This window comes from Kitasatospora sp. NPDC057015 (assembly GCF_042673745.1).
In the GTDB taxonomy this organism is placed as follows: Bacteria; Actinomycetota; Actinomycetes; order Streptomycetales; family Streptomycetaceae; genus Kitasatospora.
This window is the reverse complement of record NZ_JBHUSG010000062.1, coordinates 1-22,523: the sequence shown is the minus strand read 5'-3', so window position 1 is coordinate 22,523 and position 22,523 is coordinate 1. Positions and strand designations below refer to the sequence as shown.

The following is a 22,523-nucleotide window of genomic DNA, read 5'->3' as shown; positions in this document are numbered from 1 at the left end:
TCCTTCTCAGCTCGGTACCCGGCGCGGATCCGGCGCCGGCTGGACGGGATCGAGGGCCGGCCACGCCGGCACCGCGGCCACCAGTCCCCTGGTGACGGGGTCGGTGGGCGTGCCGAGCACCTGACCGACCGGGCCGCTCTCGCGGATCCGGCCGTCGGCGAGCACGGCGATCCGGCCGCCGAGGCGGGCGGGCACCGACAGGTCGTGGGTGACGACGACGAGCGCCACACCCAGCTCCCGGCGCAGCTCGGCGAGCAGTGCGACCACCGTGGCGGCGGTAGGCGCGTCGAGCGCGCTGGTCACCTCGTCGCACAGCAGCACAACTGGCTCGGCCGCCAGCGCCCTCGCCAGCGCGACGCGTTGGCGTTGGCCACCGGACAACTGCGCGGGCCTGCGTCGCTCGTGGCCGGCGGCGAGCCCGACCCGCTCCAGCAGCCGGTGCGTCTCCTCGCGCAGTGCGCCCTCGTCCAGCCCGGGCCGGTGGCGGCTCAGCGGGCGGCCGATGATCCGCCCGACGGTGTGTCGGGGGTTGAGCGAACTGTACGGATCCTGCGGGACGAGCTGAATCCGGCGCAGTTGCTCGACCGACCGGCCGGGGAGCCCGTGCGGCAGCACGTCACCGGCGAGCTCCAGCCGGCCCGTCCAGTCGCTGTGCAGACCGCTGAGGCACCGGAGCAGGGTGGTCTTTCCGCCACCGGACGGGCCGACGATACTGAGGCACCCGCCGGTCTCAAGGGCGAGGTCGATGCCGCCCAACAGGTGTCCATCACCGCACCGGTCTCCTCGTCGGGAGGCGAGGCCTCGGACGACGAGGACCGGCGGGCCGGCCGGGCCTCCGCGCGTCCCTACGGATTGCCGGGGCGGTTCGGTGGCGCGCGCCGCGCCGACCAGCCGTCGCCCGGCAGCGCTGGACGGCCGCGCGAGCACCTCGGCTGCCGGGCCGCACTCGACCAGCTGTCCGCCGTCGAGCACGGCCACCTCATCAGCGACCGAGGCGACCTGGGCCAGGTCGTGGGCGATCAGCAGGATGGCCGGCCCTCCCCCGGCCGGCGGCTGCGGGTCTCCCCGGCCGCCACGCAGCCGGTCGATGTCAGCGAGGAGTGCGACGGCGGTGGCCGGATCCAGCGCGCTGGTCGGCTCGTCCAGCACGAGCAGGTCGGGGCAGTGGGCGAGCGCAGCGGCAAGTGCCACCCGCTGCCGCTGGCCGCCGGAGAGCTGATGCGGCAGCCGGCGCAGGAACTCACGGTCAGCGGGCAGTCGGAGCATCCGCAGCGCCGCGCGGATCAGCTCGGGCCGCTGCGCCCGGGACACGCCGCGGGCACGCAGGAACTCGCCGACGTGTGCGCCCACCCGCAGCGTCGGCGCGAGCGAGCTGCGGGGATCCTGCGGGACGTACCCGGAGTGCCGGCCGCGCAGCCTTCGCAGTGCCCGCTCCGGCAGGCCGACGACGGAATGTCCGGCGAGTCGTGCCTCGCCCGACGCCAGGACCAGCCCGGGGTGCAGCTCGCCGAGGGCCGCGAGGGCGAGCGTGGTCTTCCCGCTGCCGGACGGGCCGACCAGGGCAAGGATCCGGCCGCGCGCGAGGTCGAGGTCGACCCCGTCCAGGACGCGCTGCCCGTCCTCGGCCTCGACGGTGAGCCCGCGCAGCCGCAGCACTGCGCCGGTGGCCGGCGCCGTGGGGTCGGAGACCGACGTCGTGTAGCCGGCGGCCGTCCCGCGCGGACGGCGGTGCGGTCGCGGGCCCCGCCGGACGGGGAAGGCCGCATCGACGAGCAGGTTGGCGGAGAGCAGGAGGACGAGGATCCCGGCGGCCGGCAGGGCGACCGCGAGCGGTTGGAGCGAGAGTCCGTCGCGGTTCTCCAGAATCATCAGGCCCCAGTCAGCCGAGGGTGGTTGGGTGCCATAGCCGAGGAATCCGGCGGTCGCAACGACGAAGACGGCGCCGACGAAGCGCACGCCCGCATCGGCGGCGAGCACGGGTGCGAGGTTGGGCATCACCTCGCGCAGCACCACGTACCCGGTGCGTTCCCCGCGCGCCAGGGCGGTCTCGACGTAGTCGTGCTGCAGGACCTGCAGGGTCGCCGCGCGGACCACCCGGACGATCTCCGGGAGCAGCACGACCGCGGTGGCGGCGCCGACACCGGTCGGCCCGCGCCCCACCGCGACCACGGTGACGCTGAGCAGCAGGAAAGCGGGCATGCTCAGCAGGACGTCCGCGGCGCGCAGCAGCACCGTGTCGGTGCGGCCGCCGCGCAGCGCCGCCAGCATGCCGGCAGCCGCGCCCGCCGCGTACGCGACGCAGAGGGCCGCCAGCGCGAGGAGGACCAGCGACCGACCGCCGGCCAGGAACCGGCTGAGCACGTCGGCGCCGAGGTGGTCGGTCCCCAGCGGCGCCGCTCCCCCGGCGGGGCCGTACGGCATGTCGAGCACCTCACCGGGGCCGTGGGCGGCGAGCAGCGGCCCGAACAGCGCGAGCAGGACGGTGGCCGCGAGGACGCCGGCGGCGCCCGCGCGACGGCGCCCGCGGCGGGCGGTCGGGCGGACCCGAGCCGGGGACTGCTCCGGCGCGAGCGCGGTCGCCCTATCTTCCGTTGTCAACTGTTCTTCCTTGCAGCCGGGTTGAGAGCTGCCGCGAGAGTGTCCGCGAGCAGGTTGAGGGTGACGGTCACGGCGGCGACCGCGAGGCTGACGCCGAGCACGACGGGGGTGTCCCGGGCGGCGGTGGCGTTGACAAGCGCGGCGGCCAACCCCGGGTAGCCGAACAGGGTCTCCGCCACGAGCGTCCCGCCGAGCAGGTAGGCGAGGTAGCGGGCCAACACCGGCAGGGCCGGCACGACGGCGGCCGGAAGCACCCAGCGCAGCACCACCCGGTGTTCGGGCACACCGCCCAGCCGGGCGGTCCGTGCGGCATCCGAGGCCGATGCCGCGATCACTCCGGACCGTACGAGCCGGACGTTCTGGGCCAGGCACACCGAGAGCAGCGTCAGCACCGGCAGCACGAGGATCTGCGGCTGCGTCAGCGGGCCCTGTCCGGCGGCGGGCACGGAGACCGCGGGCAGCCAGCCCAGCCCGACGGCGAAGACCAGTACCAGGACGGTCCCGACGACGAACTCGGGCAGGCTCAGCAGGGCGAGCGTCGCCAGCGACACCACGCGGTCAGGGCCCCGGCCGGCGCGCAGGCCCGACCACAGGCCGAGGCCGACCGCCAGTGGCAGCAGCAGCGCGGCGGCCACCGCGCCGAGCAGCAGCGAGTTGCCCGCGCGCTCGGCGAGCAGGTGCGCGACCGGCGTGCCGTTGGCGTAGGAGACACCGAGGTCTCCCTGGAGCGCGTGCCACAGCCAGTGGGCGTAGCGCTCCCACCAGGGCCGGTCCAGGCCGAGACCGTGCCTTAGTTCGGCGATCTGTTCGGGCCCGGCCCGCCCGGCGAGCCGGGCGGTGGCCGCGTCGCCGGGCGCCAGTGCAGTCGCGGCGAAGACCAGCGCGGAGGCCGCCAGGAGGGTGACCGCGGCACCGGCCGGCCGACGCGGCCATCGCCCGGCTCGTCGGCTCCACCGGGTGCCGCTCACGCGGCCAGGAAGGCGTCGCGCAGGCACGGGTAGTCGAAGAATCCGCGCGGCTGAACGCCGTGCACGGTGGGCCGGGCCGCCGCGACAGGGGGAATCCGGGCGAACACCGCGTCGCCGCCCTGCTCGTACAGGTAGTGCTGCACGTCGTGCACCGCGGCGATCCGCCGCGCATCGCCGATGGCGGCGTGCATCGCCGTCATCAGGCCGTCCAGGGTGGTGTTCGACGGGCCGGTGAAGGGGTAGGCGGCCTGGGCGCCGTAGAAGAAGGAGAGCTGTAGGGGCAGCGGCATGGCGTGGTAGAGGTTGGTCTGCAGCGGCGTGCTGAGCAGGGCCTTGACGTCGGTGTAGTAGTCCGCCGCGGGGATCTTGTCGACGGCGACGGTGAACCCGGCGGCCTGCCCCTGCTGGACGAACGACGTGGCGCTCTCCAGCGTCCCGTACTCGTAGTCGCTGGTCCGCACGGAGAGCCGGACACCATCGAGGCCGGCTGCGGAGAGCAGCCTGCGCGCCTGCTCGGGATCGTGCGCGCGGCCCGCCAACGAGCTGTCGTACCAAGGCTGGTGTCGTCCCAGCGCGTCGTCGGCGACCTCGCCGTACCCGAGGGTGACGGTGCGGACCATCGCCTCGCGGTCGATCGCGTACTTCACCGCCCGGACGGCCTCGGGCGTGCCGAACGGGGCGGTGGCGAGGTTCATGCTCAGGGCAAGGTCGCTCCAGAGCTCCTTCGGCGCGGTGACGATGCGCACGCCGGTGTTGTCCGCCTCCGCCCGGGCCGCGGTGAGGGAGATCCCGCCGGCGTAGTCGAACTGGCCCGCCTTGAGGCCGTTGAGGCGGGCGCCCGCGTCGGCGACCGGGATCAGCTCGATCTCGTCCAGGTAGGGGCCGCCGTCCGCGGCCGCCCAGTAGTCGGTGCGGGCAGCCAGCAGGCCGCTGCTGCCGCGGGTCCAGCTCTTGAGCACGAACGGGCCGGAGCCGAGGGCGTGTTCGAAGTCGGTGGTGGCGTCAGGGAAGACGAACATCGACTGCGCCAGGGCCAGGTCGAAGAACCCGTCGGGTGCTCTGAGCTGCAGATCAAGGGTGCGGGGATCCCGAATCGAGGAGGCCGCCGGGTCCAGGCCACCGAGCAGTCCGCTCTGGGTCGTCGGGTTCGAAGCGAGCGTGCGCAGACTGAACAGGACGTCCTGGGCGGTGAGTCGGCGGCCGTCGCTGAAGGTGATGCCATCCCGGATCCGGACCGTCCAGCGGGTGGCGTCGGCATTGGACTCGACGGACTCGGCGACGCGCCACACCGTGGCGCCGCCGTCGATCTCGCCGATGGTGTCCCACACCAGTCGCGCCCGGACGTAATCGACGGCCGAGCCGGTGGCCTGAAGGACGCTGGTGGATTCGGCGCTGGACCCGGCGAACGCCGCCTTCAGCTTCCCGCCCCGGCGTGGCGAAACGGAGTCGGCCGCCGTCCCGAGCAGCGTCGGGGCCGCCGGGCCGCCGCAGGCAGCCAGCAGACCTGCGCCGACCGCCAGCCCGGCACCGGCCCCGATGGAGCGCAGCAAGGACCGGCGGGAGATCTGATTGTTCGTCACGTTTTCCTCATTCACAGCATGCAGAGCTCTGCCCATGCGGGCCGCTCCGGACGACAGCACCTTAGATTGAAATGATAATGCTTTTCAATAGTGGGTTCAGTCAACCCGCCCCGGCCGGCCCGCCGGCGCGGCGCGGCGCGGCGCGAGCCCGACACGCCCGCGGACGGACGGACGGGCGGACGGGCGGTAACGACACCCGCCCGGTCTTCACCCGCCCGCCGAGCGGCGGGGCGTCGAAATGCGCGTCCGCGTCATTCTTCACACGGCCCCGGATATTGCGGAACGGCCGCCGCGGTCTTCCTATCTACCGCCGACTGACTCCATCTGCACATTGCGGGGCAGATCCCGGGTGTTGGATGAGCGCCCAGCTGGTGAAGATTTGATGCTACCTACAAGCAGAATGCACGCAATTGACCGAACCAAGGGCCCAACCAAGCGGATTTTTCCGTCAGTCAGCCAAGTACAAGCAAAGACACGTAAGCGCCTTTTATGGCCCGGGGCCGGAACAGGCCTTCCACGACGAAATCCGCCCCCGGGTCTTCCGCCCACTCTTGCTACTCTCGCTGACGAGCTGCTCGTCCGCGCGTACGGGAAAGGGCCGGGCCCCAGGTTGCCAAGGTTTTCGGTGCTCGGCCCGCTGGAGGCGGCCGTGGGAGACCGTCCCGTGTTACTCGGCGGTGTGACACAGCGGGCGCTGCTGGCCTTCCTGCTGCTGAACCCGAATCGTGCGGTGTCGATCCCGCAGGCCATCGACGCCCTCTGGGGCGAGACCCCGCCCGCCTCCGCGAAGAACATGCTCCACAACGCAGTGTGGGGGCTGCGCAAGACGCTGAAGGACCTCGACCCGTCGGGTGACACCGTGGCGCTGCTCAGCCAGAAACCGGGGTACCTGCTGCGGATACCCGCCGAGCAAGTGGATCTCCACCGGTTCAGGGAGCTGGTGACGCAGGCCCGGGCAGCCGGCGCCGACGGCGATCCGGCGGCGGCGGCCGCGGCGTTCCGCCGGGCGCTGGCCCTGTGGCGCGGCCCGGCACTGGCCGATCTGGTCAGTGCCGGAATCACCTGGCCGGTGCTCGGCGCCCTCGACGAGTCACGCCTGACGGCCTGGGAGGACTGCCTCGACGCCGAACTCGCCTGCGGCCGCCACGGCGAGGTGATCGGCGAGCTGACCGTGCTGACGGACACCGACCCCCTGCGGGAGCGACTACACGGACAGCTGATGCTCGCGCTCTACCGCTCGGGCCGGCAGGCGGATGCCCTCGCCGCCTACCGCAGGGCCCGTATGGTGTTCATCGCCGAGCTGGGAATCGAACCCAGCCCCGGGCTCAGGCAGTTGGAGAGGGCGGTACTCTCCCAGGATCCAGCCCTGTCGCTCGCCCGCGAACCGGCCGCCGGTACCGCCCTGGCGCCGGGCAACGGCGCGGCGGGGCCGCCCGCCCCCGGCGAGGGGTGGGAACACCGGCGGGTGAGTACCGTCCTGCTCGAATGCCGGCCCGCCTGGCAGGCCGGCACCGACCCGCAGACACGCGATCAGCAGTTGTCCGCCGTGCTGGAGGTCGTACGGGCTACAGCCAGCCGGTTCGAGGGGATCGTGGCCGGCACCATCGGCCCGGTGGTACAGCTGATCTTCGGCAGCGACCGCACCCGCGAGGACGATCCCGCCCGGGCTGTCGCGGCTTCACTCGCCCTGCGCGACCGCCTCCGGTCAGCCGACGGATTGCCGGAAGACACGGCGGAGATACGGATCGCGGTCACCACCAGTGACACCCTGGTGTCCCGCAACGGGCAGCACGGTGCACCGATGATGGCCGGCGAGGCCCGGGAAGGCCTTACCCTGCTCTCTCTCACCCCCGCGCACGAGGTGATGGTCTGCCCGGCCACCTACCGGGCCGGCCGAGAAGGGACCGCCTTTGCCCCCGGTCCCGCCGGCAACTGGAGGCCGCTGTCCGCCACGGCTGCGTCCCGCCCGGGCGAGCCGGTCGCGCTCGTCGAGCGGCGCCGCGAGACGGAGCTGCTGGACCGACTCCTGGAGGACACCGTGCAGGGCCGGCGCCCTCAGCTGCTCACTGTCCTCGGCGAGGCCGGTCTCGGTAAGACCAGGCTCGTCGGCGAACTGCTGCGCTCGGCCGAGCGGCACCCGGCACAAATCCGCAGCCTGGTCGCCCGGCTCCCCGACATCGCCGGCGGCGTCCAACGCGCGGGCGAGGCGGCCGGCGAGGGCTCCGCCTACTTCCTGCTGCACGACCTCGTCAAGTCGTGCACCGGCATCAAGGACACCGACCCGCTCGGCACGGCGGCCGGGAAACTGGCCCGCACGATCCGGCAGGTAGTCTGCGATCCCCAACAGGCCGACTGGGTCGAGGCCAACCTCCGATTGCTCACCGGCATCGACGGAGCACACCCCGCCGGGCGGCCGGCCGAGGATGTGTGGCGCGCCACTCGGGTGCTTCTGGAGGAGACCGCGGCCGCGAGCCCTCTCCTGCTGGTCCTGGAGGACCTCCACCGCGCCGACGACGTGCTGCTCGACTTCGTCGACGAGTTCACCGAGGAACTCGGTCCGGTACCACTGCTGGTCGTCGTGACAGCTCGCCCGGAGCTTCTATGGCGCCGTTCCGCTTGGTCCGGCGGCAAGCGCGACGCGACCACCGTCTCGCTTACGGCCCTGTCGGACGCCGGCACCGCACAACTGCTGCAGGCCCTTGCCACCCGCCACGGGCTGTCTGGGACGGGAGCCGACTCCCCGACGGCTCCGGCCACCTGGGATCCGGTGTCGCGGCCCGGCCTGATCACTCGGATCGGCGGCAACCCCTTCTTCGCCGAGGAGTACATCCGGATGCTCGCCGAGTCCGCCGCCCCGGGCGCGGCGGAGGCCGACGCACTGCCGGAGTCCGTGCGGACCGTCATCGCGGCCCGGCTCGACACGGTGCCCCCGGAGGAGCGGGCCGTGCTGTTGGACTCATCGGTGCTCGGCCCCGCCGTGTGGCCGGCCGCGGTGGCCGCCCTCTGCGGCCGGGAACCCGCCGAGGTGCGGCGGTGCCTGGATGCGTTGACCCGCCGGGGGCTGCTGACCAGGTGCCGCTGGAGCTCGGTGGCTGGAGAGCCCGAGTACGCCTTCGGACACGCCCTCACCCGTGAGATCGCCTATGCCCGGCTGCCGGTCGACGCGCGGGCCGTGCGCCATGGTCTGGCCGCGTCGTGGATCGAGAAACTGCCCTTCGAACACTCCGCACGTCTGGCGTACCACTACTGCGCGGCGGTCACGCTCACTGCCCTGGCCGGCCGGCCGACGACCGAGCTGTCCGACCGGGCCCGTGCCGTGCTGGCCGGGGCTGGTCGCCGGGCCTGGGCAATGGGGGCCCACCGGGCCGCCGTGCACTGCCTCCGCGCGGCAGTCGAACTCTGCCCCGCCCAGGACCCGGCCCGTCCGGAGCTGCTGCTCAGGTACGGAAAGGCACAGGCCGAGTGCGACGGCACCGGCGAGGCCACGCTGCTGGAGGCGCGGGACATGCTGCTGATGTCCGGCGACCTCACGGGCGCTGCGAGCGCCGAATTCCACCTCGCGGCGCTGGCCGACCGCCGGGTGGGCCATCTCGCCAGCCGCGTCCGCCGGGACCGCGCCTTGGAGCTCGTCCGGCACGACGACGGCCCCGAGGCCACCGAACTGCGCTGCGGTCTGGCACTCGCGCTGGCCATCGACGGCCGGTGCGAGGAGGCGGAGAAACTCGCCCGGCGAGCGCTCGCCGACGCCGAACGACTGGACCGGCCCGATCTGACTGCCGACTCGCTCAAGGCGCTCGGTGCGGCCAGAGTTGATCTGGGAGACCTGGACGGCGTCGCCGACTTCGAGCACGCGGTCCGGATCCTCGCCGGGCACGGCATGTCGACGACCCGGGCCCTGGGCAACCTCAGCTGCGCACTGGCGAAGGCGGGCAGGCTCGACAGCCTCCCCGCTGTCCGTGACGACGCGCTGCGGGCCGCAGCCGTGTACGGCGACGCGATGGCCACCCGGATGCTGCTCGGGTCGGCCGTCGTCGAGCACTACTGGGCCGGGGAATGGGCCGACGCCGCGACTCAGGCCACCGGGCTGCTCCGCTCCTCCGGCCCGGACTGGCTCCCACTGCGCGGGAGTTGGCACACCGTCATCGGGCGGATCTCGCTCGCGAGGGGCGATCTCGACCACGCCGGGGAACACGCCACACTCGGCCTGTCGGCCGCCCGCCGGCTCGCCGACCCACAGGACCTCTGCCCGGCCCTGGCCTTCTCCGCACGGGTCGCGGAGGCGGCCGGCCGCCCGGCCGAGGCCCGAGGCTTCGTCGAGCGGCTGCTCACACTCCTGGAGGGCCGGACACTCCTACCCGACATCGGCGTCGACCTGCCGCTCGTACTTACCCGTCTGGGGTACGCCGCATCGGCGCTCGACCAGGTACGGCCGTCGCCGTGGAGCGCCGCGGCCCGGGCGTACCTGACGGGTGACCTCGCCAAGGCCGCCGACTGCTACCGCCGGATCGGCTCGCTGCCCGACGAGTTGCAGGCCAGCCTTGGCGCAGCCGAACGAGCTGAGGCCGACGGGGACCTGACGGGTGCCGAGCAGCAGCTCGCACCCACCGCCGCCTTCGCACGGGAGAACGGCGTCCTGGAGTGGACCTCGGTGGCGGACCGGATCCGGGCCCGGACACGGTGAAGCCGCCCCGGGCGCCCGGGGCGGCTTCAGTGCACGGCCGCGACCGTTTGTCAGCGGAAGGCCCACAGTTGCCTGGGGTCGCCCTGCCGGCAGCGTGCGGTGATGAGCTGACTACCAGTGCCGACGTTGGTCAGGCAGTCGTTGCCGTCGCGACTGTGGAGGTAGACGAAGCCCGAGGAGGACGAACCCGCCATCCACCACCGCTGGCCGGGCTGGCCCGAGTCGAACTGGCTCTCCACGAAGCCGGTGCTGGAGTTCCGTGCCAGCACCACGCCGGGGCCGACCTGGTAGGCGAGCCCGTTGGCGTAGTCGTGGACCGACCACTTCTGGTTGTCACCGCCGTTCTTGGCGTAGGCGATGGCCCACTGCCCGGCGACCGGGCGGCCGCCGCTGACATCGACGACGATGTTGGTGTCGTACTTGTTGACGATGTACTGGCCGTTCGGGTCAGCGGCGGCCGGCTGCACCCCCACCAGGACGGACAACATCGCGGCGGCGGCCAGCACGAGCGGCGTCGCTTTGGTCTGGATTCGAGCGGTCATGCCGGTCACCCCGTCCATGAGGTCTGGTACCACAGCTGGCTCCGGTCACCGGTGCGGCACGGTTCCGCCCGCACGGCGTTGCCGCGGCCCTTGGCGGTCAGGCAGTTGTTGTTGCCCCGGTTGTGTATGTAGATGGTCCCGTTCGGGCCGTACGCCACCCACCACTGCTCCGTGTGCGCGGCCCAGGTCGGGTTCGCCGTGCGCGTTGCCACCGCCCAGGTCTCGAGCCACTCGGCGAGGAGCTTGGACGGCTCGTGCGCGTTGTAGAGGGTGTAGTAGCCGCCCCCCTTGTTCATGAAGTCCCACCACTGCGCGCCCAGGCCCGTGTACGTCTCCGTGGTGACCGTCCCGTTGAGGCTTCCGGTCAGGTAGTCGCCGTACTGCTGGTTCGCCAGGTACCGGAAGGTAACGGCGGCCGAGGCCGGCGTGGTCATGGCCGGTGCGAGGGTGAGCGCCAGGCCTGCGGCGACTCCGATCGCCACCCGACGGACCGTCTTTCCCACCTTGATCATCGTGCTTCTCTTTCCGTCCGCTCGTCGCCGACGCGTCTCAGTAGTGGATGTACCAGCCGGTGACGTTGGACGGGACCCACACCGTGGAGTAGCGCACGTTGGTGTCGTAGGGGGTGTTTCCGATGCAGATACGCTGCCAGGACTTGGCGTCGAAGTCCTTGCCCCAGGTGCCGTAGTCGGAGTAGACGCCGCGCCGCGCCGGGATCGTGACGGTGGTGGAGTTGTCGGCACCCACCCAGGTCGACTGCGACCAGGACCGGCCCTGGCCGTAGCTGAACTTCGCGTTGATGTAGCTGAACGCCACCCCGACCTCGACGCCGATGTCCTGGCTGAACGAAGTGGTGGCAACCGCCTGGGTGCGGGAGGTGACGGTCTGGGTCATGGTGCCGTTGGAGCCGTTGTAGTTGTAGAACCGGTTGGCGGTCGCGGCCCACTGCCGCTCACGCGGGTTGCTCGCCTCGAAGTGCTTGCCCGAGGTGCACCCGCGGGTACCGACGCCGGTCGACGCCTGGGCGACCGGGGCGACGGTCAGGGTCCCCATCAGCACCCCCAGCGCCAGCGCAATAGCCTTCTTGTTCATGATCCGAAACTTTCTTCCGGTGGGAACTGCTTCCGATGGGAGAAACGTTAGGGATCACCGCTAATTGGCAGCTCTCTGAGAACTCTTCGGCCGGCTCTCTGTCAACTCTCCTCGGTAGAAGCCCAGTACAGAGACCTGCAACGCCCATGAAATGCCCGTCAGATCCGGTGCAGCAGCTCCCCGGGCGGGGTCCGCGCCGCCCGCAGGGCCGGCAGAGCCACCGCAGCCGCGGCAGCTCCGACCACCACGGCACCGGTCAGCAGCAGCGACCACAGCGACGGCACCCGGGCTATCCCGGCACCCACTCCGCTCGCCCGCCCCTGCCCGTCGATCAAGCGGACCCCAACGGCGGCACCCACCGTCGTCCCGAGTACCGCTCCCGCCGCAGCCAGCATCGCGCACCTGGTCACCACCAGCCCCACCGCCTGTCGCGGCGTCAGCCCGATGGTGCGCAATAGCGCCAGGTCGTGCCGGTAAGCGCGCAGAGCGGCCGAGGAGAGGGTCAGCACCTCTGCCAGGGTGATCACCGCGAGCAGTGCGACCAGGCCGACGACGGCCAGGTACAGCCCGCCGGCCTGGTCGAACGGCCCGGATTCCCGCCGGACGTCGAGCCGGTCACCCCAGGCCGCCCGCAAGCCGGCCCGGACCTGCTCCGGATCCGCGCCCGGCCGCAGCATCAGCATCAAGCGGTCGGCCTCGGCGCTACCGTCGACCGGATCGAGGCTGTCCAGGGCGACGGAGACCACCCGCCCGGCCCGCTCCGGCTCCGTGACCCGGCCGACCACGTGCAGGATGCGGGGCGTACCGTCGGTAGTGATCCGGGCCCACTCGCCGACGCGGATGCCCAGCAGGTCCAGCGCCCCCTGGCCTGCCACCGCCTCCCCGGTGGCGCGGATTCCGCGGCCCTCGACGACCTTGAACGGGTAGGGCTGCGCGCTGGTGCCGAGCCCGCGCAGGGTCACCGTCGCCGCCTGGCTCGGCGCCAGTGGCTCGGACTCCGTGCCCAGGTGTACGGCCGCGACTCCGGGCAGCCCCAGGAGCCCCGACGGCGGTGGGAGAGTCCCGTCGGTCGCGCGTACCGTCAGCTCGCCCGGCGCGCGTGCCAACCCGTCCACCGTCGACCAGGTGGCCAGCGCGACGGTGCAGGCCGCGATCGGTACGGCCAACCGTGCGACGACCAGTGCGGCGTGGCCCGGGCGGCTGATCGCGCTCCGTATTCCGAGCAAAACGGCAGGCGGTACCGCGCGGAGCAGTGCCAGGCGGGCGGGCTTCGGCGGGCGGGAGGGCGCCGGTCCGCCGTCGGCCGGAGGTACGGGTACCACCCGGGCGGCCCGCAGCGCCGGGGCGGCGCCCGCGAGCGCGACCGTCCCCAGGCAGAGCGCACCTGCCGCCAGTGCCGCCGGCGCTCCCCCGGGTACGGCCTGCCAGGGTGCGCCGGGCGGTTCGGCCCCGGCAGTGGGTAGCAGGCGGACGAGGACAGCGGCCGCGGCCACGCCCAGAACGAATCCGGCGGCGGCCAGCAGGGCGTGTTGGAGGATGAACAGTCGGGTCACGCCGGCGGGTGTGAAGCCGACGGCCTTGAGAGTGGCGATGTCGCCGATCCGGGAGCGGATCCGCCCGCCGGCGGCTCCCGCCACGGCCAGTGCCGCGGCAAAGAGCGCGGCCGGGCCGGACAGCCCGAGCAACCGGCCGACCAGTCGGCGCTCACGCTCGTGGGAGGCCCGGGCCTCCAGCCAGGTGGCGACCCTTGTGACATTCCCGCCGCCGAGTTCGGTGACGGCGCGCTGCGCCGCGTAATCGGCGTCGGATGGGTCCGCGAGGCGCAGGCCCAGGACGTGGCCCTGATCTGCCCGCCGGGGTTCGATCAGGTCGAGGCCGGCCGGCAGGGTCCAGGCCAGGCCGGGGCTCACGTCGGGGTAGCCGGGACGGTCCGGGCTGTCGGCGACGCCGAGGACCGTCAGTTCGTGCGGCAAGCCGTGCGCATCACGTACCGTCAGGTGATCACCGGGCCCCGCCCAGCCGGCGGCGGCCACCGAGCGCTCCAGGACCACACCGTCGGGCACGACCGGGTCCAGCCAGCGGCCGGCGGTGAGCAGCGGCCGGGAGACCTCCGGCTGATCGACGGCGGCGGACCGCAGGCCCAGCGGGAGCCGGGTGGTGCTGGCAGGGTGGCCGTTGCGGGCGACCAGGGTGGCGGTGGCGGTGCGCCAGGGCCCGGCGACGCCGGTCACCCCGCCGACGGCGTTCCGCACGGCTTCCGCGTCCCCGGCCCCGGTCTCGATCCAGACGTGGGCGCCGTTGGCACGGGCGAACTGCTTCTGCCATGGGCCGGAGACGTGGTCCAGCAGCGTGCCGGCCAGCAGGAGCGCGGTGACGGTACCGGCAGTGGCGAGGACCACGAGAGCAGCGGGCAGCCGGTGCGAGCGTAGGTCGGCGCAGATCCACCGCAGGGTGGCACGCACGGCCTCAGCCCCCCAGGTCGATGACGCCTGCGACGCCGACGGGGTGCGGTACGGCGTCGCTGAGCCGGGCGTCGTCCGTGATCCGGCCGTCGAACAGGCTGATCACTCGGTCGGCGGTGCCCGCCACCCGGGCGTCGTGGGTGACCAGCACGATGGTGCCGCCCCTGTTGTGGTGTTCGGCGAGCAGTTCGAGCACCTGGCGGGCAGCGCGGCTGTCGAGGCTTCCGGTGGGCTCGTCGGCGAGCAGCAGGTCAGGGTCGTTGACCAGGGCTCGGGCAAGCGCGGCGCGCTGCCGTTCGCCACCGGACAGGGCGCCCGGGGCGGCCGCCGCGCGGTCGGCGAGGCCGAGGCGATCGAGCAGGTCCCGGCGGCGTTTGCGGGAGGTGCGGGCGCCGTGGCCGGCCAGCAGGGCCGGGAGCTCGACGTTGTCTGCGACCGTAAGGTTCGAGACCAGGTTGCCGGTCTGGAAGACGACGCCGATCCGTCGTCGGCGCCGGACCGCCCAGGCTGCTTCGCCGAGGGTGTCCACACGGTCGCCGTCGAGGTGGAGTTCGCCGCTGTCGGGCCGCTGGAGGCCGCCGAAAAGGTGCAGCAGAGTGGATTTGCCGGCGCCGGAGGGGCCGGTGACGGCGACGAACTCGCCGCGTCCGACGGTCAGGCTGACGCCGCGCAGTGCCTCGACGACCGCGCCGGTACGCGGACCCCGGTAGGTTCTGGCCAGACCGACGGCCCGAAGGAGCGGTATGGTTCCGCTGGGGCCGGGCTCCGCGGCTCCGGTCACGTCAAATCCTCCTGGCAGCGTTCCAGCCAATCGAGGTCGGCCTGAAGGTGCAGGATCGCGCCTTCGATGAGCAACTGGGAGATCCGGTTGCCGCGTTCCGCCGTGGCCGTCCGGTTGAGGCCGCGCATGATGTTGAGGTAGTGCCGTCGCTGGTTGTTGATCAGCGACAGCCGGTCGGTCAGCCGGGTCTCCGGGCCGAGGATGAGCTTGATGAAGAACTCGTCGCGCACCCGCGGGCCGTCGGTCGGTTCGGCGAGCCATTCGGCGAGCTCCTGCCGGCCGGCGTCGGTGATCTCGTACACCCGTTTGTCCGGCTTGCCGTCCTGGGGGACGTCCTGGCCCCGGACCAGGCCCGCCTTCTCCAGGCGGTTCAGGGTGACGTAGTACTGACCGATGTTCGGACGAGGGTACCCGGCGCCGAACTTCTGCTCAAGTTCCTGTTTCAGTTGGTATCCGTGCGCGGGTTCCCCTGCCAGGAGGGCCAGCAATGGGAGGCGCACTCGGATCACCCCTCCTCCGGCCTTAGGCTGTCGTGTCGATGCCGCCCGGCGGATCCGGGCCGCTCACACGGTACGCGGACGGACCCCAGTCTCTCTCATGGGGCACCCGCGAGGTGCAGTGACCTTCCGTCCGCAGTGTCGCGGCGGGGGTGAACCGGGAGGTCGGTCCGATGCGAGTCAGGCGTGCCGGAAGTCGTACGCGGGGCGGACACCGGCTGGTGGCGGCGGTGCTCGCGGCGACCTTGGCGGCGGCCGGGTGCGTCCGGTCCGACGGCAGGTCGGAACCGGGCGGGGAAAGCGGCCCGGTCACCCTGGTGACGGGCCGGGAGAGCAACGGCTATCTGCGCGGGCTGCTGGAGGCGTGGAACGCCGGGCATCCGCGTGAGCGCGCCACGCTGGTTCAACTTCCGGAGGCCGCCGACGAGGTGAGGGCCCAGCTCGCGGCGGGCCTGGCCGGCGGCAGCGACCGCTTCGACGTGCTCAATCTGGACGTGGTGTGGACCGCCGAGTTCGCCTCCCGGCACTGGATCACGCCATTGGACGGCCCAGATCCGGTGGAGGTGGGCGGGTTGCTCCCGCAGGCGGTCGAAACGGGCCGGTACGACGGGCGACTGTACGCCGTCCCGTTGGTGGCCAACGTCGGCCTGCTGTACTACCGGTCGGACCTGCTGGCGCAGGCAGGCGAGCAACCGCCCGCCACCTGGGCGGAACTGGAGCGGCTGGCGACCGAGGTGGCGCCGAGGTACGGCGTCGACGGGTACGCGGGGCAACTGCTGCCGTACGAGGGCCTGACGGTGAACGTGGCCGAGGCCGTGCAGTCGGCCGGTGGGCGCTTCCTGGACGGGCAGGGCGGTGTCGCGGTGGACGGCACGGGGTACCGGCACGCGCTGGACTTCCTCGCGGGCGGGGTGCGGAAGGGCTGGATACCCCGGAAGGCGCTGACGTACCGCGAGGAGGAGTCACGCGAGGCGTTCCGAGATGGACGGCTGCTGTTCCTGCGCGGTTGGCCGTCGGTCCATCCGTCCGCCGCGGCGCCGGACTCGTCGGTGGCGGGGAGGTTCGGCGTGGTGCCGCTGCCAGGCCCGCAGGGACCGGGCACGGGCGTGCTGGGCGGGTCCGACCTGGCTGTCAACTCGGCATCCCGGCACCAGCGGACGGCGCGCGAGCTCATCCGGTTCCTCACCGGACGGGAGATGCAGGTCCGGGCCCTCGCGGAGGCCGGGCAGCCCCCGGCGCGGGCGGACCTCTACAGCGATCCGGCCGTGGTCGGCCGATTCCCGTATCTGCCAGTGGTGCGGCGCGAGTTGGAGACTGCAGTGGCGCGCCCGGCAGTCCCGGAGTACCAGCAGCTGAGCCTGGCGATCAGCGCGGACTCGTACCAGGTGCTACTGGGGCGGAGCGGAACGGACGAGGCTGCCCGCCGGCTGGCGGCGGATCTCAAGGACGTACTTAACAAGTAACTAGGCGAGAAGGTGTCACTTAGCCCGACTTACCCCATTTTGCGGTTTTTTGCTGCCGGGCTCAGGTTGGACATGCCTTTCTTGATCTACCTAACATGCATGCATAGACGCCCGCCGGAACGGACTCGGCCGAGCGCGTACTTCCCAGCGCGGCCCGTTCGCCCGCACACACCCCGGAGGATGACGAATGATCACGCCTGCCGCACGCGGCGGTCCGGCGGCCGCTCTCGACCCAGGGTTGATTCCGGCACCTGCGACGATCACCAGGACCGATCGGCGATGGTGGCGGGACGCGGTGATCTACCAGGTCTACGTCCGGAGCTTCCAGGACTCGGACGGCGACGGCATCGGTGACCTGCCCGGCGTGCGCGCCCGGCTGCCCTACCTCAAACGGCTCGGTGTGGACGGCATTTGGCTGAGCCCGTTCTACGTCTCGCCGCATCGCGACCATGGTTACGATGTCGCCGACTACCGCGCGGTCGACCCGCTCTACGGCTCGCTCGACGACTTCGACCGCCTGGTGGCCGACTGCCGACTGCTCGGGCTCAAGCTGATCCTCGACATCGTCCCCAACCACTGCTCCAGCGAGCACCGCTGGTTCCGGGCCGCACTGTCCGCCGGGCCCGGCAGCCACGAACGGGCCCGCTTCCACTTTGCCGAGGGCAGCGGCGCACAGGGCGAACTGCCGCCGAACAACTGGCGCGCCATGTTCGGCGGCCCCGCCTGGACCCGGATCCGCGAGGCGGACGGCAGCTGGGGCCAGTGGTACCTCCACCTGTTCACTCCTGACCAGCCCGATCTCAACTGGCGCCATCCCGCCGTTGCCGCCGAGTTCGAAGAGGTGCTGCGGTTCTGGCTCGACCGGGGCGCGGACGGCTTCCGGATAGACGTGGCGGCCGGCCTCTTCAAACACCCCGAACTCCCGGACTCCATCGACCCGGAGGCCGACGAACGCACCCGCGACTCGGTCAACCCGCTCGCTTGGAACCAGCCCGAGGTGCACGAGGTCTGGCGGTCCTGGCGGTCAGTCTGCGAGGAGTACACCGCCCGCGACGGCCACGACCGGCTGCTGGTCGGTGAGGCCTCCGTACCGACCCCCGCCGAGCAGGCTAAGTACCTGCGGCCCGACGAACTGCACCAGGCGTTCTTCTTCCACCTGCTGCACGCCCCCTGGGACGCCGCGCACTTCCGCCGGGTGATCGGCGAGGCCCTGCGCGACATCGCGGCGACCGGCTCCACCGTCACCTGGGTGCTCAACAACCACGACCAGGTGCGCACCGCCACCCGCTTCGCCGGCCCCGACCCGAGCAGCGGCGCGGCCCGTGCCCTGGCCGCCTCGCTGCTGATCCTCGCCCTGCCCGGCGCCGCCTATGTCTACCAGGGCGAGGAGCTCGGCCTGACCGAGGTCACCGACCTGCCCGACGAGGTACTCACCGACCCGATCTTCCACCGCACCGGCAGCCGCACCGGCATCCGCGACGGCTGCCGGGTGCCGATCCCCTGGTCCGGGCAGGAGGCGCCGTTCGGCTTCAGCACCCAGCCTGCCACCTGGCTGCCCCAGCCTGAGTACTTCGCCTCCCACACGGTCGAGCGAGCGGTCACCGACCCCGGCTCCGCCTGGCACCTCTACCGCGAGGCCCTGCAACTGCGCCGGACCCTGCCCCAGCTCGGCGAAGGCGCCCTGCGCTGGGTGGACACCCCACCCGGGGTGCTCGCTTTTGTCCGGGGCGAGGGGCTGCTCTGCGCAGTGAACTTCGGTGACGAGCCCGCACTCGCCCCGGTGACCGGCGTACCACTGATCGCCAGCGGTCCCTGCCCGGCCGGCACGCTGCCGCCCGGCACCGCCGCCTGGTGGGTTCAGGACATCGGCGCGCTCTGAGCGCCGCCCACAGACCGCCGTGCGCAGCAGCGCACGGCCGGCCGGCCGGCCGCCGACACCTCCCTCCCCCGGGACCGGCGGCCACCCCGCCCCACCTCGGCGCATCCAGGTGGGGCGGGCCCCCTCCCCCATGCCCGGTGCGCAGGCGCCCCACGGACCGCCGCGCACGCCCATGCGCGGCCGGCCGCCGCCCCGCCCCGGGCCGGCGGCCACCCACCCGTCCCACCGACCGACATTCCGTTGGGCGGGTCTTGGGCGCTTCCCTCTCCGCGGCCTGCCCGATCAGAAGGACAGCAACATGAGACTCCAGAAGACAGCGGCCGCCCTGGCGACCGCCCTCGCACTGGCCGCCACCTCCGCCTGCGGCACCGACGCGGGCCCCGGCTCCGACGAGAACCTGCCGCTCAAGGGCCACACGGTCAGCGTCGCCGCCGCCTGGACCGGCGTCGAACAGAAGAACTTCCAGCTGGTCCTGGACGCCTTCACCGCCCGGACCGGCGCCAAGGTCACCTACATCTCAACCGGCGACAACATCTCGACCCTGGTCGGCGGCAAGATCGAGGGCGGCGACCCGCCGGACGTGGTGATGATGCCCCAGCTCGGCGTGCTCCAGCAGTTCGCTCGCAAGGGCTGGCTGGAACCGATCGGACCGACCGTCGCGGACGCGCTCGGGCAGAACTACGCCAAGGTCTGGGCGGACTACGGCACGGTGGATGGCAAGCTCTATGGCCTCTACTTCAAGGCCGCCCATAAGTCCACCGTCTGGTACAGCCCGGAGGCCCTGAGCGGGGCCGGGGTCGAACCCCCCGCCACCTTCGACGAGCTGCTCACAGCAGGACGAGCGGTATCCGACTCCGGACTGCCCGCATTCGCAGTGGCCGGCGAGGCCGGCTGGCCGCTGACCGACTGGTTCGAGAACGTCTACCTCTCCCAGGCAGGCCCGGAGAACTACGACAGGCTGGCCAGGCACCAGATCCCCTGGACCGACCCGACCGTGGTCTCCGCCCTGACCACCCTGGCCCGGCTGTTCGGTGACCCCGCCCTGGTCAACGGCGGCGGAAAGGGCGCGCTGCAGACCGACTACCCCGAGTCCGTCCAGCAGGTCTTCGGCGACCACCCCGAGGCCGCCATGGTCTACGAGGGCGACTTCGTCGCCGCCCTCGTCTCCGGCGAGCTCAAGAAGAAGGTCGGCGAGGATGCCAGATTCTTCCCGTTCCCGGCCGTCGGCAGCGGCAAACCGCCGGTGGTCGGCGGAGGGGATGCGGCGGTCGTGCTCAAGGACGCCAGGAACAAGGACGCCGCCCAGCAGCTGCTGGCCTTCCTCGCCACTCCGGAGGCCGCCGGGATTTGGGCCGGGGCCGGCGGCTTCCTCTCCCCCAACATGAAACTGCCGACGGACAGTTACAAGGACGACACGACCCGGCGAACCGCCGAGTCCCTGATCGCCGCGGCCGATACCCTGCGCTTCGACCTCTCCGACCAGGCGCCGGCGGCCTTCGGCGGCACCCAGGGCAGCGGCGAATGGAAGATCCTCCAGGACTTCCTGGCCGACCCCTCAGACGTGACCGGCACCGCCCGGCAGCTCGAAGCCGCCGCGGCTGCGGCCTACCAAGCCTGACGGGGCGTCATTATGACGACATCACGTCAGTCCCCGAGCGCCCGCGGGCCCGGGCGCTCCGCCGCACGGCGCGCCCGCGGCCTGGCCGTGCTCTTCCTGCTCCCCGCCCTGCTACTGCTCGGCGCCCTGATCGTCTACCCCATCGGCTACTCCCTCGTCCGCAGCCTCTTCGACGCCTCAGGCCACGGGTTCGTCGGGCTCGGCAACTACCGGGCGGCGTTCCGAAGCCCCGAGACGCTCACGGCCGTGCGCAACAGCGCCATCTGGATCACGGTCGCACCGGCCCTGGTCACCGCCGTCGGCCTGGTGTTCGCCGTGCTCACCGAGAAGGTGCGCTGGGGAACGGCGTTCAAGCTGCTGGTGTTCATGCCGATGGCGATCTCCTTCCTCGCCGCCGGCATCACCTTCCGCCTGGTGTACGAGCAGGACCCGCAGCGCGGGGTGCTGAACGCCGCCGCCGTTGCCGTGCACGACACCTTCGACCCGGCAGCCGGCTATCCCGGGGCCCGGCCCCGGGCAGGCTCCGGGCTGGCCGAGCAGCCCGACGGCTCGCTGCGGACCACCGGGCCCGCCGCCGAGGGACAGGTGCGACTCGCCCTGGTGGGCCTGCGCCCCGCGAATCTCCCAGCCGACGCACAGCCGGCAACCATCACCGCACCGGGCGGCGGTCTGCACGGCGTGGTCTTCCTCGACGTCACCCCGAGGGGCGGAGGCACCCCCGGCGCCGTCGACGCCGGTGAGAAAGGCCTACCCGGTGTCACCGTCCGGCTCCTCGACGGCGGCAAGGCCGTCGAGAGCACCACCACCGCGGCCGACGGCTCGTTCCACTTCACCCGGCCGGGTGAAGTGGAACTGCCCGCCTCAAACTTCGCGGCACCGTACCGCGGCGTCGACTGGCTCGGCCCCGGCCTGGTCACCCCCGCGGTCATCGGCGCGTACATCTGGATCTGGGCGGGCTTCGCCATGGTCATCATCGCCGGCGGCCTAGCCGGCCTGCCCCGCGAGACCCTGGAGGCCGCCCGGATGGACGGTGCCAGTGAGTGGCAGGTCTTCCGCCGCATCACCGTCCCCCTGCTCGCTCCCGTCCTCGGTGTGGTCTTCGTGACCATGGTGATCAACGTGATGAAGATCTTCGACCTGGTCTACGTCATCGCGCCCGGTCCGGTGCAGCAGGACGCGAGCGTGCTCGCCCTGCGCCTGTGGCAGGTCTCCTTCGGCGGCGGCAACGACCAGGGGCTGGGCAGTGCCCTCGGCGTCCTGCTGCTCCTACTGGTGGTACCCGCCATGGTCGTCAACATCCGACGTTTCCGCAGGAGCACCCGATGACCGCACCGATCGACCGTGCGGAGGACGGCACGGCGGCGGCCGCCTCCGCCCGCAAACGCCGCGCACTCGCCGGCCGGCTGGCAGCCCGCACACGCAGCGGCGCCGTACAACTGGTGCTGGTCCTGGCGGCAGCACTCTGGCTGACACCCACCGTCGGCCTGCTGGTCACCTCGCTGCGCCCCAAGGAAGAGAGCTCCGCCAGTGGGTGGTGGACCGTCCTCTCCGCGCCTTCCCAACTGACACTGGACAACTACACGGCGCTGCTCTCGGGCGGCCAGGTACCCGGCGCGTTCTGGAACACCGTACTGATTTCCGTACCAGCCACCGCACTCACCGTCTGCCTCGCCGCACTGGCCGGATACGCCTTCGCCTGGTTGGAGTTCCGCGGCCGGGACTGGCTGTTCCTGGTCGTGGTCTGCCTGCTGGTGGTGCCGGTGCAGATCGGCCTCGTCCCGGTGGCCCGCCTGCTGGGAGCGGTCGGCCTGTTCGGGACGGTGCCTGGCGTGGTCCTCTTCCACGTCGCCTACGGTCTGCCGTTCGCCGTCTTCCTGCTTCGCAACCAGTTCCTGGAGATCCCGCACGAGATCCTGGAGGCCGCCCGGATGGACGGCTGCGGTGAATGGCTGATCTTCCGCAGGCTGGCACTTCCGCTGGCCGGGCCAGCGCTCGCCGCGCTGTCCATCTTCCAGTTCCTCTGGGTGTGGAACGACATGCTGGTGGCCATGGTGTTCGCCGGCAGCGAGGCCCAGCCGCTGACCGTCCTGCTCCAGTCCCAGATGCGGCAGTTCGGCAGCAACCTGGACGTGCTCGCTCCCGGCGCCCTGCTGTCATTGCTCGTCCCCGTGGTCGTGTTCCTCGCATTCCAACGCCACTTCGTCCAAGGAGCGATGGCAGGATCCGTGAAGTGACCGGCACCCGGCGGGTGGCCCGGCCCAGGCCGTGGCAGTCGGTGCCGGGAGGTCCTGTCCAGCCCGGCTGACGGCGCGGACAAACCCGCGCTGGGCGAATCCCGCGATTCGCCCAGCGCGGGTTTGTC

15 protein-coding genes are annotated in these 22,523 nt (G+C 72.2%); 6 read left to right on the top strand and 9 right to left on the bottom strand.

From position 1 onward, the window contains the following. Positions 1-6: 6 nt before the first annotated feature. The 3 genes from ACFTWP_RS36800 to ACFTWP_RS36790 are packed head-to-tail and all read right to left on the bottom strand — an operon-like array spanning position 7 to position 5,146. Entirely contained in the window at positions 7-2,598 is a 2,592-nt protein-coding gene (locus ACFTWP_RS36800) for an ATP-binding cassette domain-containing protein (RefSeq protein ID WP_380269448.1), read from the bottom strand. Further along, positions 2,595-3,566, bottom strand: coding sequence for an ABC transporter permease (locus tag ACFTWP_RS36795; protein ID WP_380269447.1), 972 nt, complete (start codon positions 3,564-3,566; stop codon positions 2,595-2,597). The genes ACFTWP_RS36800 and ACFTWP_RS36795 overlap by 4 nt, the downstream gene beginning before the upstream one ends. Continuing rightward, positions 3,563-5,146, bottom strand: coding sequence for an ABC transporter substrate-binding protein (locus ACFTWP_RS36790; RefSeq protein ID WP_380269446.1), 1,584 nt, complete (start codon positions 5,144-5,146; stop codon positions 3,563-3,565). Before ACFTWP_RS36790 ends, ACFTWP_RS36795 begins: the two co-directional genes overlap by 4 nt. A 679-nt stretch (positions 5,147-5,825) precedes the next feature. Here ACFTWP_RS36790 and ACFTWP_RS36785 point away from each other — a divergent pair. Beyond that, positions 5,826-9,827 (top strand): BTAD domain-containing putative transcriptional regulator, encoded by a 4,002-nt coding sequence (locus ACFTWP_RS36785; RefSeq protein ID WP_380269444.1) that lies wholly within the window; start codon positions 5,826-5,828, stop codon positions 9,825-9,827. 50 nt (positions 9,828-9,877) lie between these two features. On the opposite strand, the gene ACFTWP_RS36780 is transcribed toward ACFTWP_RS36785, so the two are convergent. The 6 genes from ACFTWP_RS36780 to ACFTWP_RS36755 all read right to left on the bottom strand — a co-directional run bounded on the left by ACFTWP_RS36780 (position 9,878) and on the right by ACFTWP_RS36755 (position 15,204). After that, positions 9,878-10,369 carry an RICIN domain-containing protein gene (locus ACFTWP_RS36780; protein ID WP_380269443.1) on the bottom strand — a complete coding sequence of 164 codons (492 nt, stop codon included), beginning with the start codon at positions 10,367-10,369 and terminating at the stop codon, positions 9,878-9,880. Between the two features lie 5 nt (positions 10,370-10,374). Beyond that, positions 10,375-10,881 (bottom strand): hypothetical protein, encoded by a 507-nt coding sequence (locus ACFTWP_RS36775; RefSeq protein ID WP_380269442.1) that lies wholly within the window; start codon positions 10,879-10,881, stop codon positions 10,375-10,377. A gap of 37 nt (positions 10,882-10,918) precedes the next feature. Then, positions 10,919-11,461 carry a hypothetical protein gene (locus tag ACFTWP_RS36770; RefSeq protein ID WP_380269440.1) on the bottom strand — a complete coding sequence of 181 codons (543 nt, stop codon included), beginning with the start codon at positions 11,459-11,461 and terminating at the stop codon, positions 10,919-10,921. 158 nt (positions 11,462-11,619) lie between these two features. Then, complete coding sequence (locus tag ACFTWP_RS36765) at positions 11,620-13,923, bottom strand: FtsX-like permease family protein (RefSeq protein WP_380269439.1); 2,304 nt, start codon at positions 13,921-13,923, stop codon at positions 11,620-11,622. A gap of 4 nt (positions 13,924-13,927) precedes the next feature. Continuing rightward, positions 13,928-14,704, bottom strand: a complete 777-nt coding sequence (locus tag ACFTWP_RS36760) for an ABC transporter ATP-binding protein (protein WP_380269438.1) — start codon at positions 14,702-14,704, stop codon at positions 13,928-13,930. Then, a complete protein-coding gene (locus tag ACFTWP_RS36755) occupies positions 14,701-15,204 on the bottom strand; it encodes a helix-turn-helix transcriptional regulator (RefSeq protein WP_380269437.1) in 504 nt (167 codons plus the stop codon). Before ACFTWP_RS36755 ends, ACFTWP_RS36760 begins: the two co-directional genes overlap by 4 nt. Positions 15,205-15,374: 170 nt before the next feature. Between ACFTWP_RS36755 and ACFTWP_RS36750 the strand changes: the two genes are divergently transcribed. From ACFTWP_RS36750 to ACFTWP_RS36730, 5 genes are all read left to right on the top strand, one after another. Then, positions 15,375-16,664 carry an ABC transporter substrate-binding protein gene (locus ACFTWP_RS36750; RefSeq protein WP_380269436.1) on the top strand — a complete coding sequence of 430 codons (1,290 nt, stop codon included), beginning with the start codon at positions 15,375-15,377 and terminating at the stop codon, positions 16,662-16,664. Between the two features lie 187 nt (positions 16,665-16,851). Then, positions 16,852-18,543 (top strand): glycoside hydrolase family 13 protein, encoded by a 1,692-nt coding sequence (locus ACFTWP_RS36745; RefSeq protein WP_380269435.1) that lies wholly within the window; start codon positions 16,852-16,854, stop codon positions 18,541-18,543. Between the two features lie 298 nt (positions 18,544-18,841). Continuing rightward, positions 18,842-20,161, top strand: a complete 1,320-nt coding sequence (locus tag ACFTWP_RS36740; protein ID WP_380269434.1) for an ABC transporter substrate-binding protein — start codon at positions 18,842-18,844, stop codon at positions 20,159-20,161. Positions 20,162-20,173: 12 nt separating this feature from the next. After that, positions 20,174-21,487, top strand: a complete 1,314-nt coding sequence (locus ACFTWP_RS36735) for an ABC transporter permease subunit (RefSeq protein ID WP_380269433.1) — start codon at positions 20,174-20,176, stop codon at positions 21,485-21,487. Next, positions 21,484-22,395 carry a carbohydrate ABC transporter permease gene (locus tag ACFTWP_RS36730; RefSeq protein ID WP_380269432.1) on the top strand — a complete coding sequence of 304 codons (912 nt, stop codon included), beginning with the start codon at positions 21,484-21,486 and terminating at the stop codon, positions 22,393-22,395. The genes ACFTWP_RS36735 and ACFTWP_RS36730 overlap by 4 nt, the downstream gene beginning before the upstream one ends. Positions 22,396-22,523 lie beyond the last annotated feature (128 nt).